The sequence below is a fragment of the Mesorhizobium sp. M0040 genome, assembly GCF_040323505.1.
Lineage (GTDB): Bacteria > Pseudomonadota > Alphaproteobacteria > Rhizobiales > Rhizobiaceae > Mesorhizobium.
The window spans coordinates 154,472-170,194 of sequence record NZ_JAMYVA010000003.1 but is presented as its reverse complement, the minus strand read 5'-3'; the positions used below and the strand labels follow the sequence as shown (position 1 = coordinate 170,194).

The 15,723-nt window shown below is 63.9% G+C and carries 14 protein-coding genes and 1 pseudogene; 9 read left to right on the top strand and 6 right to left on the bottom strand.

Annotation, left to right across the window (positions count from 1 at the left end):
- Positions 1-62 precede the first annotated feature (62 nt).
- Genes tolA through NKJ91_RS04135 form a run of 3 tightly spaced genes read right to left on the bottom strand, consistent with a single transcriptional unit; the run spans position 63 to position 4,027 of the window.
- Positions 63-1,340 (bottom strand): TonB family protein, encoded by a 1,278-nt coding sequence (gene tolA, locus NKJ91_RS04145; RefSeq protein WP_352454562.1) that lies wholly within the window; start codon positions 1,338-1,340, stop codon positions 63-65.
- Between the two features lie 48 nt (positions 1,341-1,388).
- A complete protein-coding gene (locus tag NKJ91_RS04140) occupies positions 1,389-1,820 on the bottom strand; it encodes a hypothetical protein (protein WP_352454561.1) in 432 nt (143 codons plus the stop codon).
- A gap of 5 nt (positions 1,821-1,825) precedes the next feature.
- Positions 1,826-4,027, bottom strand: coding sequence for a TonB-dependent hemoglobin/transferrin/lactoferrin family receptor (locus NKJ91_RS04135; protein WP_502903552.1), 2,202 nt, complete (start codon positions 4,025-4,027; stop codon positions 1,826-1,828).
- 201 nt (positions 4,028-4,228) lie between these two features.
- Between NKJ91_RS04135 and hemP the strand changes: the two genes are divergently transcribed.
- The 5 genes from hemP to NKJ91_RS04110 are packed head-to-tail and all read left to right on the top strand — an operon-like array spanning position 4,229 to position 8,331.
- Positions 4,229-4,435, top strand: a complete 207-nt coding sequence (hemP, locus tag NKJ91_RS04130) for a hemin uptake protein HemP (RefSeq protein ID WP_352454559.1) — start codon at positions 4,229-4,231, stop codon at positions 4,433-4,435.
- Positions 4,436-4,444: 9 nt separating this feature from the next.
- The gene (locus NKJ91_RS04125) at positions 4,445-5,503 is read left to right on the top strand and encodes a hemin-degrading factor (protein ID WP_352454558.1); all 1,059 of its coding nucleotides are present in this window, start codon (positions 4,445-4,447) and stop codon (positions 5,501-5,503) included.
- An 11-nt stretch (positions 5,504-5,514) separates the two neighbouring features.
- Positions 5,515-6,423, top strand: coding sequence for a heme/hemin ABC transporter substrate-binding protein (locus NKJ91_RS04120; RefSeq protein ID WP_352454557.1), 909 nt, complete (start codon positions 5,515-5,517; stop codon positions 6,421-6,423).
- A gap of 5 nt (positions 6,424-6,428) precedes the next feature.
- Entirely contained in the window at positions 6,429-7,532 is a 1,104-nt protein-coding gene (locus NKJ91_RS04115; protein WP_352454556.1) for a FecCD family ABC transporter permease, read from the top strand.
- 10 nt (positions 7,533-7,542) lie between these two features.
- Entirely contained in the window at positions 7,543-8,331 is a 789-nt protein-coding gene (locus NKJ91_RS04110; protein ID WP_352454555.1) for a heme ABC transporter ATP-binding protein, read from the top strand.
- A 219-nt stretch (positions 8,332-8,550) separates the two neighbouring features.
- On the opposite strand, the gene rirA is transcribed toward NKJ91_RS04110, so the two are convergent.
- Positions 8,551-9,012 (bottom strand): iron-responsive transcriptional regulator RirA, encoded by a 462-nt coding sequence (rirA, locus tag NKJ91_RS04105; RefSeq protein ID WP_023676431.1) that lies wholly within the window; start codon positions 9,010-9,012, stop codon positions 8,551-8,553.
- A gap of 191 nt (positions 9,013-9,203) precedes the next feature.
- On the opposite strand from rirA, the gene NKJ91_RS04100 reads away from it, so the two are divergent.
- The 3 genes from NKJ91_RS04100 (at position 9,204) to NKJ91_RS04090 (ending at position 11,656) form a co-directional block, all read left to right on the top strand.
- The gene (locus NKJ91_RS04100) at positions 9,204-10,508 is read left to right on the top strand and encodes a DUF445 domain-containing protein (RefSeq protein ID WP_352454554.1); all 1,305 of its coding nucleotides are present in this window, start codon (positions 9,204-9,206) and stop codon (positions 10,506-10,508) included.
- An 83-nt stretch (positions 10,509-10,591) separates the two neighbouring features.
- Entirely contained in the window at positions 10,592-11,020 is a 429-nt protein-coding gene (locus tag NKJ91_RS04095) for a phasin family protein (protein WP_352454553.1), read from the top strand.
- A 138-nt stretch (positions 11,021-11,158) separates the two neighbouring features.
- Positions 11,159-11,656, top strand: a complete 498-nt coding sequence (locus tag NKJ91_RS04090) for a MaoC family dehydratase (protein ID WP_023676428.1) — start codon at positions 11,159-11,161, stop codon at positions 11,654-11,656.
- Between the two features lie 39 nt (positions 11,657-11,695).
- On the opposite strand, the gene NKJ91_RS04085 is transcribed toward NKJ91_RS04090, so the two are convergent.
- A complete protein-coding gene (locus NKJ91_RS04085; protein WP_352454552.1) occupies positions 11,696-13,099 on the bottom strand; it encodes an aminotransferase-like domain-containing protein in 1,404 nt (467 codons plus the stop codon).
- A 104-nt stretch (positions 13,100-13,203) separates the two neighbouring features.
- On the opposite strand from NKJ91_RS04085, the gene NKJ91_RS04080 reads away from it, so the two are divergent.
- Entirely contained in the window at positions 13,204-14,097 is an 894-nt protein-coding gene (locus NKJ91_RS04080; RefSeq protein WP_352454551.1) for a DMT family transporter, read from the top strand.
- A 42-nt stretch (positions 14,098-14,139) separates the two neighbouring features.
- Here the strand turns inward: NKJ91_RS04080 and NKJ91_RS04075 are convergent.
- Positions 14,140-15,587 (bottom strand): annotated as a pseudogene (locus NKJ91_RS04075) (MFS transporter).
- Positions 15,588-15,723: the final 136 nt, after the last annotated feature.

Sequence of the window (15,723 nt, the reverse complement as noted above, 5' to 3'; positions counted from 1 at the left end):
GTTGCGTCCACGCCCCTTCTCCCCGGGGCGGCGCCGACTTTGATGCCTGATGAGAGCGATAGCTATCTGATACCGAGCGGCACTTCGAACTGCCAGGCCGAGCGACCGGCTCCGTCTGGAATAGGGGGAAAGGGAGAAGCCCGGCGGACTGCGTCGAGTGCGGCCTTGTCCAGCGCGGCAACACCCGAACTGCCCGTCAGCCTGGCCGACCGGACGCTGCCGTTCGAGCCGACGGTAAAGGCAACCGTAGCTGTGCCGGTGGCGCGCGTGCGTGTCGAATTGAAGGCCCGCACCAGTTTTGACCTGATCTTGCCGGGATAGTTCGTGACGGCTGCATTGCCGATGCCTGATTTGCCGCCCCTGCTGGCGGTCAGGATCTTGCCGTCCTTCCTGGCGTCGGCCATGCCGCGCGCGACATCCGTTTCGTCACGGCCGCCGGAGCCGGTCTTTTTCTTCTTGGAATCGGCTTTGGCAAGTGCCTTGGTCGCCTTCCTGCGCAGGGCCGGCTTTTCAGGCTCGTTTGGTTCGGCCTTCCTGGCCGGCTTGTTCTTTGCGGTTGCCTTCTTCGGCTGCCTGGGCTCCGGCCTGTCCGGCTTCGGTTCTTCCGCCGCGCCGACTGTCTCGGTCGTCTGAGCTGTTTCGGCTGGCTTCGGATCGGCTGGTGCCGGTGCGCTTGTCTCGGCAGGCTCGGCCGTTTCGGCCGCGCTGACTGGCGGCGGCACGGCATTGTCGTCGGCAGGCACCAGCCTGTCGGTCGCAAGAACGTCGGGCGATGGGTCCTGGCGCGCCGGCTGCGCAGGTGCTGGTTCGGTCCGGTCGGCAACGGCAGCGGTTTCCGTGGCGGCCTCGTTGACCGGCTCAACCACTTCTTTGTCCGATGTCTCCGCCGCATCGGTGAGCGGCTGGAGCGTCTCCTCTGCCGCGGCCGCCTGCGCCTCGACCGTTTCGACCGGCTTGGCGTCGAGCATGGTCACCATCGTCACGTTGGCCACTTCCGGATCGTCTCCGACATCGCCGGCCGCCTGCTGCGGGTCGGCGCCGAGCAGCATTTCGCCTTGCTGGTCGGCACCTTCGATGCTTGGCCGGTCGTCCGGCAGCGTGAGGAAGGCCAGCGCCACCGCCACGTGGAATGCGCAAGAGCAGGCGATCGCCACCGTCCAGTTGCGGCGCCGCTGCATCTTTCGGGTCTGCCGCAATGGCTCCGCAGGCACCGTCGGCAAGTCGCCGTCGGCATCGGCGATGTAACTGTCTTCCGGCCTGTCGAGCGGCGAAACAAGCAGCGCCCCGCGCGGGATGGCGAAATCCGGATCGTCCGGTTCCGGCGGCAGGAAACCGGCCAATGGCCACGCGACGGGGTTTCGTGCGAATGCGGGTTCCGGTCCCAAAATTCAGACCCCGAAGGCGATGCCGGTCCTGGTCTGCGTCTTCAGCCCGCGCATGCAGGCATTCGGCTCGGCGCCGGCGCATTCCGTGGCGCTGTTGATCAACACGCGGCTGATCTTGCCGCAATCGGTGCCGGCAAGGTCGAAACGCGTCACCTTGGTCTTGCCTGCCGGCAGCTCCTTGAAATCGAGTACGGTCAGCCGATCGACGACACCGGCCTCGTTGAACAGCGCGATCTCGAATGCCGCCTTGGACAGACCGGCGCCGAGATTGTTGGTGACCACGAAGGTCAGGCGGCAGCCCTTGTCGGAAGGCTGCGCGCCGTTGAGCTCGAGGAGAAGCGCCGGCGCTTGCTGCTGTGTCCATGCCGGAGCCGCCGCAAGCAATATTGCCAGCACCGCGGCGAACAGACGAAGGGATGCCGTCATGCCTTTCATTGTCGTCAGCCTCCAAACCTCATCGTCGCCGCCAGCTTCAGGGTGACGCCGGGCTCGTAGACGACGCTCGTCGTCGATGCGTTCAGCGGGTTGGCGTATTTGACGTCGAACAGATTGTCGGCGCGGAAATCGACCTTGAAATTGTCGGTCGCCTGGTAGCTGGCGAAGGCATTGACCAGCGTATAGTCCTTGGCCACCGGGTTGCCCTGCGGGTTGCCATTGTATTGCACCTCGCCACCGATGGTCAGCCTGTCCTCGAGGAAGCGAAAGCCGAGTTGCCCGGTGATCTGTGAGGAGGGGACGGTGACAAGGTCCGCCCGTTCGCCTTCATAGGAAATCGTGTGGCCGTCGGTGAACGACGCCGAAAGCCCGGCAAAGCCCCAGGCGGCATCATAGACGCCCTCCATCTCGAAGCCGTGAATCTTGGCCTTGGCGAAATTCTGATACTGGAAGCAGATCGGGATGCCCGGGCCGAACGGGCAGCCGCTGGTCGGGTCGAACGGCGAGAGCGTCACGCCGTCGATGTAATCGTCGACATTGTTGTTGAAATAGGCCGCCTTCAGCCGCAGCGCGTCGTCGGCCTGGATGACGCCGTTGGTGCTGTAATTGACGCCGAATTCCACGGTCTTACCGGTTTCGGGCTTGAGATTGGGGTTGGGGAGGAACGGGAAGCTGACGCCGGCCGGATGATTGCCGCTGATCAGGGTCTCCGATAGCGAGGGAGAACGGTAGCCTTCCGCATAGGTGCCGTAGAATTGCAGGCCGGAAAGGCTGGCAGTTTCGAAGGGCGAAATGCCCACTGTGATGCGTGGCGACAGCCGGTCGCCAGAGGTTTCGCCGACATCACTGTCGAGCTTGTAGCTGTCGTAACGCAGCCCGGCGATGACCTCGAGCCAGTCCCAGGTGAGCTTGTCCTGAACGTAAGCGCCGGAGACGTTCCTGTTGCCCGAGGGCGTATAGAAGCTGTCGCCGCCCGCCGTGCCGCCTGTCTCGACATCGTCGCCAACCCAGTCGCCGCCAAAGGTCAGCTCATGCGCGATTCCAACGGTCTCGAATCTCGACGTGTTCCAAATGTCGATGCCGGAGGTGCCGATGTCGAACGTCGATTTCGAACCCGCCGGCAAAACCACGGGCAGACCAGTGACCGGATCAAATCGGTTTTGCGCGACAAGGGTCGTCAGATCGAGCTTGGTCTTGTTGTAGGATGCGTTGATGTGGAGGTCGAGCCAGCTCTTGTCTTCGTCGGTGATGTTGTAGCGGGCCGTGAAGGTATTCGCCTTCAGGTCGGCGTCGTTCACCGGCGCGCTGCCGCTGGTCTCGGTCCATCCGTCGTTCGAGCCGATCCAGCCCAGCTTCAGCTCGCTGTTTTCGCTGGGGCGGATGGTCGTCTTGAGGAGGCCGCTCAAGACGTCGAAGCCGGTGCCCGCTACAGTGTCGCCGCCGCCATGCTTGTAGTCGTCATAGTCGCGGTAGACGATATTGCCGAGCACGTCCCAATTCTCGCTTATCCGGTACGCGCCGGTGGCGCTGGTGGTCCAGCCTTCGCCGTTGGTTTCGTAGCGCCCGGTCGCGGATGCCGCCCAGGTCTCGTCCGGCTTGAGGAAATCCTGAGCATCCTTGGTGTCGAAAAATACGACGCCGCCGATCGCCCCGGAGCCATAGGTGTTGGCGACCGGGCCGCGGATCACATCGACGGATTTGATCAATTCGGGATCGATGTAGAAGGTCGATTGCGTGCCATGATCCGAGCGCTGGAAATTCTGGCGGGCGCCGTCGACGATGACGGAGACGCGGCCGAAGTCCTGCAGGCCGCGGATGTTGATGCTGGAGCTGACACGCCTTGCGTCGGCCTGAACGGCGACACCCGGCACACCGAACAGCATTTCGTTGGGCGTCGTCGCCATGCGGCGCTCGAGCTGTTCCTCGTCGACATGGCTGGCTGAAGCAAGCGACTCGATCGCCGTCTCGCCGGTACGGCTGAGGATCAGGATCTTGTCGAGCAGTGTGGTACCCGCCGGGGCCGGCTTTACCTTTTCGGGCTGTTGAGACGGGTCAGTCTGCTGCTGGTCGGCTGCCTGCTGGGCGCCGGCCGGTGTGGCGAGCAGCGGGATCGCCGCCGCGCCGGCCAGCAACGCGGCCATTTTGCTTGTCATAGAACAATGTGTCAGGCCGCTGCCCGCCAGCCGTCCCCAATTCGCCAACCCCATGCTGCAGCTCCAAGAATCCATGTTCGATGCTGGCTGGCTTGGGGCTCGCTGGCATTTTTCATCGTGTCCGGCGTCTTAAATGTTGACTCATTTACTCCGGTATTGCACTGCTAGATAACATGACCATTCGAGTCAAGAATTGAATCGGCATTTCACGCAGGCGCCGAGCCAGATGCCCGGCATAGGAAAGGGATCGAACCAATGAACACGCACAATCCCAGCGACTTTCGCTATCGCGTCCGCCGTTCCGACGAAAATTCCGCCCGTTTCGACAGGGTCCAATTGGCCGTGAGAACGCTGTCCAGCAACACGCTGTTCCAGGGCGAGCACGAGATCGGCATCGAGCACCACGGTGCGCTGTACCGGCTGAAGATCACCCGGCAGGGCAAGCTCATTCTCAACAAGTAGGTGGCAGAAATGGACCAGCGCGTAAAACCCGCCCCGCACGAGATCCGGCGGGCACGGGCAGACAATCCGAAAATGCGCGAGCGCGACCTCGCCGCCCATCTCGGTATTTCGGAGGCCGAACTGGTCGCCGCGCATTGCGGCGACGGCGTCGTGCGCGTCGAGCCGCGTGTCAACGACCTTTTGACTGGCCTCGAAGCTGTCGGTGAGGTGATGGCGCTGACCCGCAACGAAAGCGCGGTGCACGAGAAGATCGGCGTCTACGACAAGGTCGTCACCGGTAATCACAATGCCATGGTGCTCGGCGAAAATATCGACCTGCGTATTTTCCCAAAAGTTTGGGCGCACGGCTTTGCCGTGGAAAAGCGCGATGGCGCCGACATCCGCCGCAGCCTGCAGTTCTTCGACACCGCAGGCGAGGCGGTACACAAGGTGCATCTCAGGCCAGCCTCGAACCTCTACGCCTATCAGAAACTGGTGGCCGGGCTGGAATCGCCGAACCAGGAGCCGACGGTGGCGATTTCAGCGGGCAAGGCTGACGAGACCGAGACTGCGGACAACCCGGCGAGCGTCGACGATCTGCGCGACCGCTGGAGCCAGCTGACCGACGTGCACCAGTTCTTCGGCATGCTGAAGACACTGAAGATCAGCCGCCGACAGGCGGTGCGAATGGTCGGCCAGGACTACGCCTGGCTGGTCGACAAGGATGCGGTGAACGCCATGTTCAACCACGCCGCTGCTGGCGCCATGCCGATCATGTGCTTTGTCGGCAATCGCGGCTGCATCCAGATCCATTCCGGCCCGGTCGCCTCGATCAAGCCGATGGGACCATGGCTCAACGTGCTCGACCAGACCTTCCATCTGCACCTGCGGACCGACCACATCGATGAGGTCTGGGCCGTGCGCAAGCCGACCAAGGACGGCTATGTCACGTCGCTCGAAGTCTATGGCGCCGACGGCAAGATGATCATCCAGTTCTTCGGTAAGCGGCATGAAGGCGAAAGCGAGCGCGAAGACTGGCGCTTTCTGGCCGAAAACCTGCCGCGTATCCCAAGCCCGACCGCAGCCTGAGGAAAACGACGATGGTTCTTTTCCCCAGACTGGCATCGGTCTCCAGGTCGGCGCCTGGTCCTGCGGCCGCTGTTTTCCTGGCGTTCGCCGCGCTGATGCCGGCTCAAGCCGCCGAGGGCATCGCGACTTTCGCCGATCGCTCGAGGATCGTTGCCATCGGCGGCTCGATCACCGAGATCGTCTACGCGCTCGGTGAACAGGATCGTCTTGTCGCGCGCGATTCGACCAGCCGCTATCCGCAAGCGGCGGCGGAACTGCCTGATGTCGGCTACATGCGCCAGCTGTCGCCGGAGGGTGTGCTGTCGGTCAATCCGTCGGGCATATTGGCCCTGCACGGCAGCGGACCGAAGGAAGCCGTCGACGTCTTGAAGAAATCAAGCATCCCGTTCGTCGAGGTGCCCGAGCGCTATGATAATCAAGGCATTCTCGAAAAGATCCACATCGTCGGCAAGGCGCTCGGCACCGAGGCCAAGGCCGATGCGCTGGCGGTCCAGATCGATGCCAGGCTGAAGGCAGCCGAAATGCAGACCGCCTCGATCAAGGATCGCAAGCGCATCCTGTTCGTGCTGTCGATGCAGGGCGGCAAGCTGCTTGCCGCCGGCAGCGACACCGCCGCCGACGGCATCATCAAGCTTTCGGGCGGCATCAACGCCGTCGACGGCTTTGCCGGCTACAAGCAATTGTCGGACGAGGCGGTCATCACCGCCAGGCCCGACATGATCCTGATGATGAACAATGCCGGGCCGGCCACCGCGGATGACGAATTGTTTTCGAACCCCGCCGTGGCTTCGACGCCGGCGGGTGCCGCCCGCAAGCTGATCCGCATGGACGGCGGCTATCTGCTCGGCTTCGGCCCGCGCACGGCCGACGCCATCCACGACCTCGCCGTCTCGCTCTATGGCGGCCAGGTCACGGATTGAGCGCGATGGCCGATCATTCGATCGCCGGTGCGGCGGGCATCATGGCGACGGCAGCCGAGGGTGACCGTTCGCAGCGCGCCCGCCTCGTCATCGTGCTGCTCTGCGTCGGGCTGGCTATCGCCGTGCTGTTGTCGCTGACCTCCGGCGCATCCGATGCCTCGGCCATCGGCGTCATGCATGACTGGCTGTTCGGCGCGTTGCCCGGCGACGCGGCATTGAGCGCCCGCGACCATCTGATCATCCATGACATCCGTCTGCCGCGCGTCATTCTGGGCGTACTGGTCGGCGCATCGCTTGCCGTCTCCGGTGCCGTCATGCAGGGGCTGTTCCGCAATCCGCTGGCCGACCCCGGCCTGATCGGCGTTTCGGCCGGATCGAGCCTCGGTGCGGTCGCCGTCATCGTGCTTGGCTCGACCATGCTGGCGCCGCTGACTTCGGCGCTCGGCACGATGGCTTTGCCGCTGGCTGCATTCTGCGGCGGGCTGGCGACGACATTGCTGCTCTATCAGGTCGCGACACGGCAAGGCCGGACCTCGGTCGCCACCATGCTGCTCGCCGGCATCGCGCTGGCAGCACTCGCCATGGCGCTGACCGGCATCCTGATCTTCATGGCCGACGACCGGCAATTGCGCGACCTGACCTTTTGGCAGCTCGGCTCGCTGGGCGGCGCAACCTGGCAGAAGATCGGCTCCGTCGGGCCTGTCATCGTCCTGGCGCTAGCGGCAATGCCGTTCCTGGTGCGCGGCCTGAACGCGCTGGCGCTTGGCGAGGCCACGGCCGGCCATCTCGGCATCCCGGTGCAGCGGCTGAAATACACCGCGATTGTCGGCGTCTCGGCAGCGGTCGGCGCGTCGGTCGCCGTCAGCGGCGGCATCGGTTTCGTCGGCATCGTCGTGCCGCATCTGCTGCGTCTGCTGATCGGCCCCGATAACCGTTATTTGCTGCCGGCATCGGCCCTGCTCGGCGCCGCGCTGCTGCTGTTGGCCGACGCCGTTGCCCGCACCATCGTTGCCCCGGCCGAATTGCCGATCGGCATCGTCACCGCGGTCGCCGGTGCGCCGTTCTTCCTGTGGATCCTGCTGCGCAAGCGCGGCGTCATCGACTTGTGAAAGTTTGCCTATGATCGAAGCGCGCGATGTCTCGGTGGCGATCGGCGGCAAGCGCATTGTCGCCAATGTCGATTTCGAGGCGCGGCCCGGCGAAATCGCGGCCATCGTCGGCCCCAACGGTTCGGGCAAGACGACCTTCCTCAGAGCACTGTCCGGCGATCTTGGCTATTCGGGAGAGGTCACCGTCAACGGCCGCAATCTATCGGCGATGAAGCCGGTCGAGGCGGCGACGGTGCGCGCGGTGCTGCCGCAGGCGACGACGCTGTCGTTTCCGTTCACCGTGCGTGAGATCGTCAGGCTGGGCCTGGTCGGCGGGCGCTCCGGCGCGCTGTCCGGCGAGGACCAGCGCCTGCCCGAACGGGCGCTGGCTCGCGTCGACCTCGAGGGTTTTGCCGGCCGCTTCTACCAGGAGCTGTCCGGCGGCGAGCAGCAGCGCGTGCAGCTTGCCCGCGTTCTGTGCCAGGTGTGGGCGCCGGTGCTCGACGGCAAGCCGCGCTATCTGTTCCTCGACGAGCCGGTGTCCAGCCTCGATATCAAGCACCAGCTGATCATCATGGACATCGCCCGCGATTTCGCCAGACGCGGCGGCGGCGTGGTCGCCATCCTGCACGACCTCAATTTGACGGCGATGTACGCCGACCGGATTTTCGTCATGCATCGCGGCAGGCTCGCCGCTACAGGTTCGCCGCAACAGGTGCTCAGCGACGAGCTGATCGAAAAGGTCTTCGATTGCCGGCTGAAGGTCGGTGTGTTGCCGGCCGCAAACATGCCGTTCGTATTGCCGCAGTCGGTCTGTTGATATCCAGGTGATGCCGGCCTGCAAATGGCGGTTTCCTGCGCTTCCGGCCTTCGCCGGCCGAAGCATTCATGAGGGGTGCGGCAGTTAAGGCTATGGCCGGCGCAGGCCGGTACTCACGTACCCAAACGTACGCTCCGTTCCGGTTCTCGGAACCCACCATTTTCGGCTCGGCCTGACCTGAATCTCAACAGACCTCACCAACTGAGATGCGACCAGAAATCAGGCGGCCGGCGCCCTTTGCACCAGCATGTCGATGCCGAGCAGGTGGCGCACATTCGGGCGCGCCGCCACCAGATCGGCGATCGTGTAGCGCGACAGCACGGCGAAGAAGGCGTTGAGCGCTTCGCGCAATGCCGAATTCAAGGCGCAGCTGTCAACCAGCGGACATTCGGCGGCGTCGTTCTCGAAGCACTCGGCCATGGCAAAGCTTTCCTCCGTCACCCGCACGACATCGAACAGGCTGATTGATTCGGCCGCGCGGCCGAGCCTGACGCCGCCATTCCTGCCGCGCACCGTTTCGATCAGGCCGTTTTCGACCAGCGGCTGCAGGATCTTGAACAGGAAAAGTTCCGATACCGAATAGGCGGCGGCGATCTCGGGGATGCGGCTCAACCGCTCGGTGTTGGCGGCGCAATACATCAGAATGCGCATGGCGTAGTTGGTCTGACGGGTAAGCCGCATTGTGTCCTCACATAACAGTGGTTGGCGTCAATATGGCCTATAGTTTGGAACAATTCCAGACTGGCGCTGCATAATAGATGAATTCCGGCGTCAAGTTTGCGTGCACGATTGCGCGCACCGGAACCAGCGGCGCGCTTTCTGGGGCAGGCGACACTAGATAAGTTCGCATACACGATCAGGAGCGGCCCATCATGTCACGACCAGCCCCGGCATTTGCATCCGTCGCGTCCGTCCGGTTCGACGCCGATGCCGACGCCAAGCTTTCGGCGCTCAGGCGCACCAAGTTCGTTGCCGCCGCAGCGCTTGCGTTTTGCGTGCTGGTCTTTGCGGTGGCGAAATCGCTCGAGAGCCGGCATGCGTGGTTGGGCTTCGTCGCCGCTTTCGCCGAGGCGGCGACGATCGGCGGCCTGGCGGACTGGTATGCGGTGGTGGCGCTGTTTCGGCGGCCGCTTGGCCTGCCGATCCCGCATACGGCCATCATCCCGGAAAACCAGAATCGCATCGCCGACAATCTCGGCCGCTTCATCGAGGTGAATTTCCTGGCGCCGGAACCGGTGCGCGAAAAGCTCGCCGAGGTCGACTTTTCCGCGCTGGTCGCGGACTGGCTGGCCGACCCGAACCGCGCCGCCGATTTGTCGCGCTTCGTCGGCCGGCTGGTGCCGCAGACGCTGGCGGCGGTCGAGCAATCCGGACTGCGCGGCTTCGTCACCAGCCGTATGCTGGAGCAGATCGAAAAGGTGCCGCTGGCGCCGCTCGCCGCCGAGCTGCTGTCGGCGCTGACTGACGATCGCCGCCACCAGAAATTATTCGACGAGTTCACCAAGGTGGTCGGCCGCTTCCTGAGCGACGAGCAGGCGCTGGCGACGATGCGCGAGAAGATCCGCGAGGAACTGCCGTCGCTGTTCAACCTGTTTCGCGCCGACGCCTATCTGTTGAAGAAGATCATTGCGTCGGCCGGCTCGCTGCTCGATGAGGTGCGGGCCGATCCGCACCATCCGATGCGAGCCGAATTCGACCTTTTCGTCGAAACCTTCGTCGAGCGGTTGAGGACATCCAAACAATATGCCAGGCGCGCTGAAAAGCTGAAGCGCGATTTCCTTGCCCGGCCAGAGCTCAGCGCGCTGGCCGGCGATATGTGGGACAGCCTGCGGCTGTTCATCGAACAGGACGCCAAGGCGCCGAATTCGATGATCCGCGACCATCTCGCCACCATGTTCGTCGAGGTCGGCCGCCATCTTGCCGACGACGCGCAGATCAGGGCCGACATGAACCAGGGGTTCATCGTGGCGCTGGCGTCCTTCGTCGAAAGCCAGAAGAGCGGCGTGTCGAAGTTCATCGCCGACCAGGTCAAGCGCTGGGACCTCGCGCAACTGACAAGGCTTATCGAAATGAACATCGGCAAGGACCTGCAATATATCCGCTTCAACGGCATGATCATCGGTGGCCTTGCCGGGCTCGTGCTCTACACTGCCGAACGGCTGTTTCTTGTCGGCTGACTCGTCCGAATGGACCGCTGAGCTTCGCTGCACTATCTTCCGTGCAGTGGCGGGGCTCACGGCAACAAGGGGAGAGAACCAGCATGGCAAAACGACCGGAGTCCGAGTCCTTCATCGACATGTTCGGCAAGTTCGGCCGCGACCTGAAGCTGCCGAATGTCGACGTCGAGGCGATCCTCGCCCACCACGCCAAGAACCTGGAAGCGCTGGAGAAGTCGGCACGGGCGAGCGCCGCTGGAGCCTCGGCGCTGTTGTCAAGGCAACGCGAGATGCTGCAGGACACGCTGCGCGAAATCACCGACATGGCACAAAGCTACAGAGCGCCCGGCAATCCGCAGGAAATGATGCAGAAGCAGGCGGCGTTCGCCAGGAAATCCTTCGAGACCGCGCTGAAGAATGCCGGCGAGATGGCCGAACTGGCGAGGGCGTCCGGCACCGAATCGATCGAAATCCTGCGCAGCCGCATCAAGGAGGCGATGGAGGAGATCCGCGCCGGCCACGACAAGAAATAAGCTGTTCCCCAGCAGCACGCTTGCCGGCGGCGAAGACTGGCGGTTCGCGGCCGAAGATTATGGGCTGGAATCGCACTGGCGAATTGACAGGGGCGGCCCGTCGTGGTCCGGAACAGGCAAGCGATCGGGAAAGCAGGAATGACGCAGATACGGCCGAGGACGCCGCCGACCTTCGAGCAACTCAGGGCGATGGCCGGGCAGGAGTTGGGCGTTTCGGACTGGACGCTGGTCGATCAGCACCGCATCGACCAGTTTGCCGAATGCACGGGCGATCATCAATGGATCCATGTCGATCCCGAGCGGGCGAAGCGGCAAAGCCCGTTCCGCACCACGATCGCGCATGGCTATCTGACCCTGTCGATCATCGGCGCGCTGGCGCTCGAGATGGGGATCGTACCCGAAAACACGCAGGCCGCGTTCAATTACGGTTTCGACAAAGTGCGCTTCGTGGCGCCGGTCAGGGTCGGCTCGCGTATCAGGCTGCGCACCACGCTGTTGTCGATGGAAGACAAAGGTCCGGGGCAATATCTAATGAAGGCCGCCAATACGGTCGAGATCGAAGGCGAGCAGAGGCCGGCGCTGACCGCCGAGACGCTCGTCATGCTTTACGCACGCCGCAAGCGGGCAGGGGCCTGAGAGCACAGCCTCAGGCCAGCAGGCTTCCGGCAGCGCGAATCAACGCGACATCGCCTGTTCAAGCGCCCTGAAAATCCGGTCATCTCCGGACTGCGCGACGTTGAAGCGCATGAAACGGCTGGCCGACCGGGACAGGCTGAACGCATTGCCGGGCGCAAGCACGACGTTGGCCGACAAAGCGTGACGGGCGACGTCCGCGGCATCTATTCCCTCCGGCAGCCTGCACCATAGAAACATGCCGGCCGGCTGATCTATCCACGGCACGATGCCGATTGCCCTGAGCCGGGTGCCGGTTTCTTCCATGGCGCGCGAGAGCCGCGCGCGCAGCAGATCGACGTGCTTGCGATAGAGGCCGTCCTTCAGCAGCGTCAGCACCAGTTCGGATGCAAGTCGCCCGCTGCCAAAGGATGTGGCGATCTTGAGATCGGTCAAACCTTCCATCCAGTCGCGAGGAGCGGCGATGAAGCCGCAGCGCACCGATGCCGACAGCGTCTTGGAAAAGCTTCCGATATGGATGACCCGGCTGAGGCCGTCGAAGGCCGCCAACCTGGGCGCCGGTGTGTGTTCGAAATCGGCGAAGATATCGTCCTCGATGATCGTCAGCCCCGACGGGTCGGCGAGCTTCAGCAGCCGATGGGCAACGACCGGCGACAATATCGCGCCGGTCGGATTGTGGAGCGCCGAATTGGTGATGTAGAGGCGCGGCCGATGCTCGTTCAGCGCTTGCGCGAACAGCTCGATGTCCGGACCCGAGCGCGTGTAGGGGACGCTGATCACCTTGGCCCGATGGGCGCGCAACAGGGCATGGAAGTTGAAGTAGCAGGGATCGTCGACCAACACCGTGTCACCCGGTTCGAGCAGGAACCGGCTCAGCAGGTCGATCGCCTGAGTGCCCGATTCCGTCAGCATGATCTGGTCCGGGGAGGCTTCGATACCGTGCTCGGCCATGCGCCGCGCCAGCAGATGGCGTAGCGCCGGCAAGCCGAGCGGCGTGCCGTAGTCCGTTAGCGCGGCGTCGTCGGCGCGGGCCGTCGTCCGCAGTGCCCGGCGCAATCCAGCCTCGGGCATCCATGTTGCCGGCAGCCAGCCGCAACCCGGTTTCAGGACGCCGTCGCCGGCTTCCAGCGATTGGCGCGAGACCCACAGCGGGTCGACGGCACGGTCAAGCCTGGGGCCGATCTCGGCCAGCGACAACGGAGCCAACGGTCCGGCGGCATAGAAACCCGAGCCCGGCCGCGAGCGGATCATGCCTTCCGCCGCAAGACGCTCATAGGCTTCGACCACGGTGGATTTGGAAACCTGCATGGCCTTCGCAAACGCCCGGATCGAAGGCAGCCGCGTTCCCGGTGTCAGGCTGCGCGCGGCGATCCTGTGCCTGATCGTCGCCATGACGCTTTCGACAAGCGTCCGGCTGCCCTCATCTGTTGTCGTCTGCTCATCCATCCGTACTGCTCGCCCTACCATGACGGTTTTGTCAAACTGTACCTGATTGTCTCTGGCGGAGCCAGACGCCCGGCCCGATAGAGGGCGAAATCAGCGGGGCATCGATGGACAAGGCGGCGAGTAGTTGGGCGGCGAGTGGTTGGGCGGCGAGTGGCTGGGTCAACGGGTTCATAGGCGTGCTGATCTTCAGCGGTTCGCTTCCGGCGACGCGCGTGGCGGTGATGGATTTCGATCCGGTGTTCGTAACGGTCGCCCGTGCGGCTTCGGCGGGCATCCTCGGCCTGGCGCTGCTGCTCGTTTTTCGTCAGAAGCGCCCGGAGCGGCGAGATCTGTTCCCGCTGGCGATCGTGGCGCTTGGCGTCGTGGTCGGCTTTCCCCTGCTGACGGCGCTGGCGCTCAAGCACATCACGTCGGCTCACTCCATCATTTTCGTCGGCCTGTTGCCGTTGGCGACCGCGATCTTCGGTGTGGTTCGAGGCGGCGATCGCCCGAAGCCGGCGTTCTGGCTGTTCTCGTGCCTCGGCAGCGCCCTTGTCGCCGGTTTCGCAGTCACGCAAGGCCTGTCGGTCTCGCCGCTCGGCGACATCTTGATGCTGGCCGCCATCATCGTGTGCGGATTGGGCTATGCCGAAGGAGCGGCGCTGTCGCGCAAACTCGGCGGTTGGCAGGTGATTTCGTGGGCGCTGGTGCTGTCGCTGCCCCTCATGCTGGCGCTGACGTTCATCACCATGCCGCCGTCGCTCGAAAGTGCCGGCAGGGGCGCATGGATTGGTCTGGCCTATGTCTCGCTGTTCAGCATGCTGATCGGTTTCGTGTTCTGGTATCGCGGCCTGGCGCAAGGCGGCATCGCCGCGGTCGGGCAGTTGCAACTGCTGCAGCCCTTCTTCGGCCTGGGGCTGGCGGCAGCGCTGCTGCATGAGCAGGTCAGTCCCGCCATGATCGCCGTCACCGCCGCCGTCGTGCTTTGCGTCGTCGGTGCCAAGAGATATGCGAGATAGGTGCGCCGGCTGCCGGAGTTGCATGCGGACCGGGTGGAATCCTCAAGGATGCTTGGCAAGGATATCTGTTCGCCCGGCAGTGGCGCGGGCTGAAAATACCGCAAGGATCAGCGCCATCAGCACCAGGCCCGTCGCCACCTGGAAAGTGACCTGCATCCCTCGTGCCGCTGCCGCAGGTGCCAACACTGCCAAGCCAGTGCTTTCCCCAGCCGATGCGAAGGCAAACACCGCACCCATCACCGACGCACCGGTAATCAGGCCGAGATTGCGCGACAGATTGAGCAGGCCGGAGACGACGCCGCGCTGGTCGGATGCGACGCCCGTCATCACGGCCGAATTGTTGGAGGTCTGAAACAGGCTGTAGCCGGTGCAGACGATGATGATTGGTACGACATAGCCGGCAATACCGAATTCCGCCCGCGACAGAGCAAAGGTGCCAATAGCGAGATCGAACAGGCCGACGATCATGATCCGGTTCGCCCCGAAACGATCGACCAGGCGTCCGGCCGGCAGCGCCGCCAATGCGGTAATCAGAGGGCCGGTCGACAGAACCAGCCCGACCATGGCTGCGTCTAGCCCAAGCGCGCGCGACAGATAGAATGGTGCGACCACCAGCGTCGCCATCATCACCGTGGCGACGATCAGGTTCATGGCGAGGCTTGCGTTCAACGCCTGGTCGCGGAACCTCGCAGGTTGAATCAAAGGGTTCTGGACCCTTGTCTGCGCAATGACAAACAGCAGGCCAGCCACGGTTGCGGCAATCAGCAAGCCGACATTGAGAGAACCAAAACTGCCACGCCCAAGGGCATGGCGAGCGCATAGGCGGCTAGCGTCAGCGCGAGCAAAGCCGTGCCGATCCCGTCGAAACCGCGCCGACCTGGCGTCTTTTTTCCGGCCGGCAGGAAGCGCCAGGCAAGCGCAAAGGCCAGCACCCCTAACGGCAGATTGATGAGGAAGATCGCGCGCCAGCCGAGGCCGGCAATCAACAGTCCGCCAAGCGAGGGGCCAAGCGTGGTGCCGATCGCCGACATGGCGCCGAGCAGGCCCATGGCGCTGCCGGTTTTATCCCGGGGAACCGTGTCGGCGACAAAGGCCAGCGTCAGAGCCATCATAATGGCCGCGCCGAGCCCCTGTGCCGCCCGTGCGGCAATCAGCAGCCAGAGCGTCGGCGCGAGCCCGCAAAGCAACGATGCGAAGGTGAACAGGGCGATGCCGCCGAGCAATAGCGGGCGGCGGCCGACTATGTCGGCGAGCCGCCCGACGCTGACGATCAAGGTGGTGATGGCGAGCAGATAGGCCAGGACCACCCATTGCACGAGCTGGAACGATGCGCCGAATGCCTGCATCAGCGATGGCAGCCCGACGCTGGCGATGCTGGTGGCGAGCGACGACAGCAGCGTTGAAAGCGACAGGCTTGCCAATGCCCATCGGGTCGAGCGTGCGCTCACCGGGGCAACTTCGTCCCAGGTCTTTTCAGCGGTCGATGCCAAGGTGAACTCCTTTGCCGGCAGCCTCCCAATCGGAGCTGTCGGACGCTATTCCCTCGCATGATGTGGCGGAAGGCGCAGTATTTGCATCTTATTCGTGCATGAAACGCCACATCGCGGCCGAGCTGTGCTACGGTCC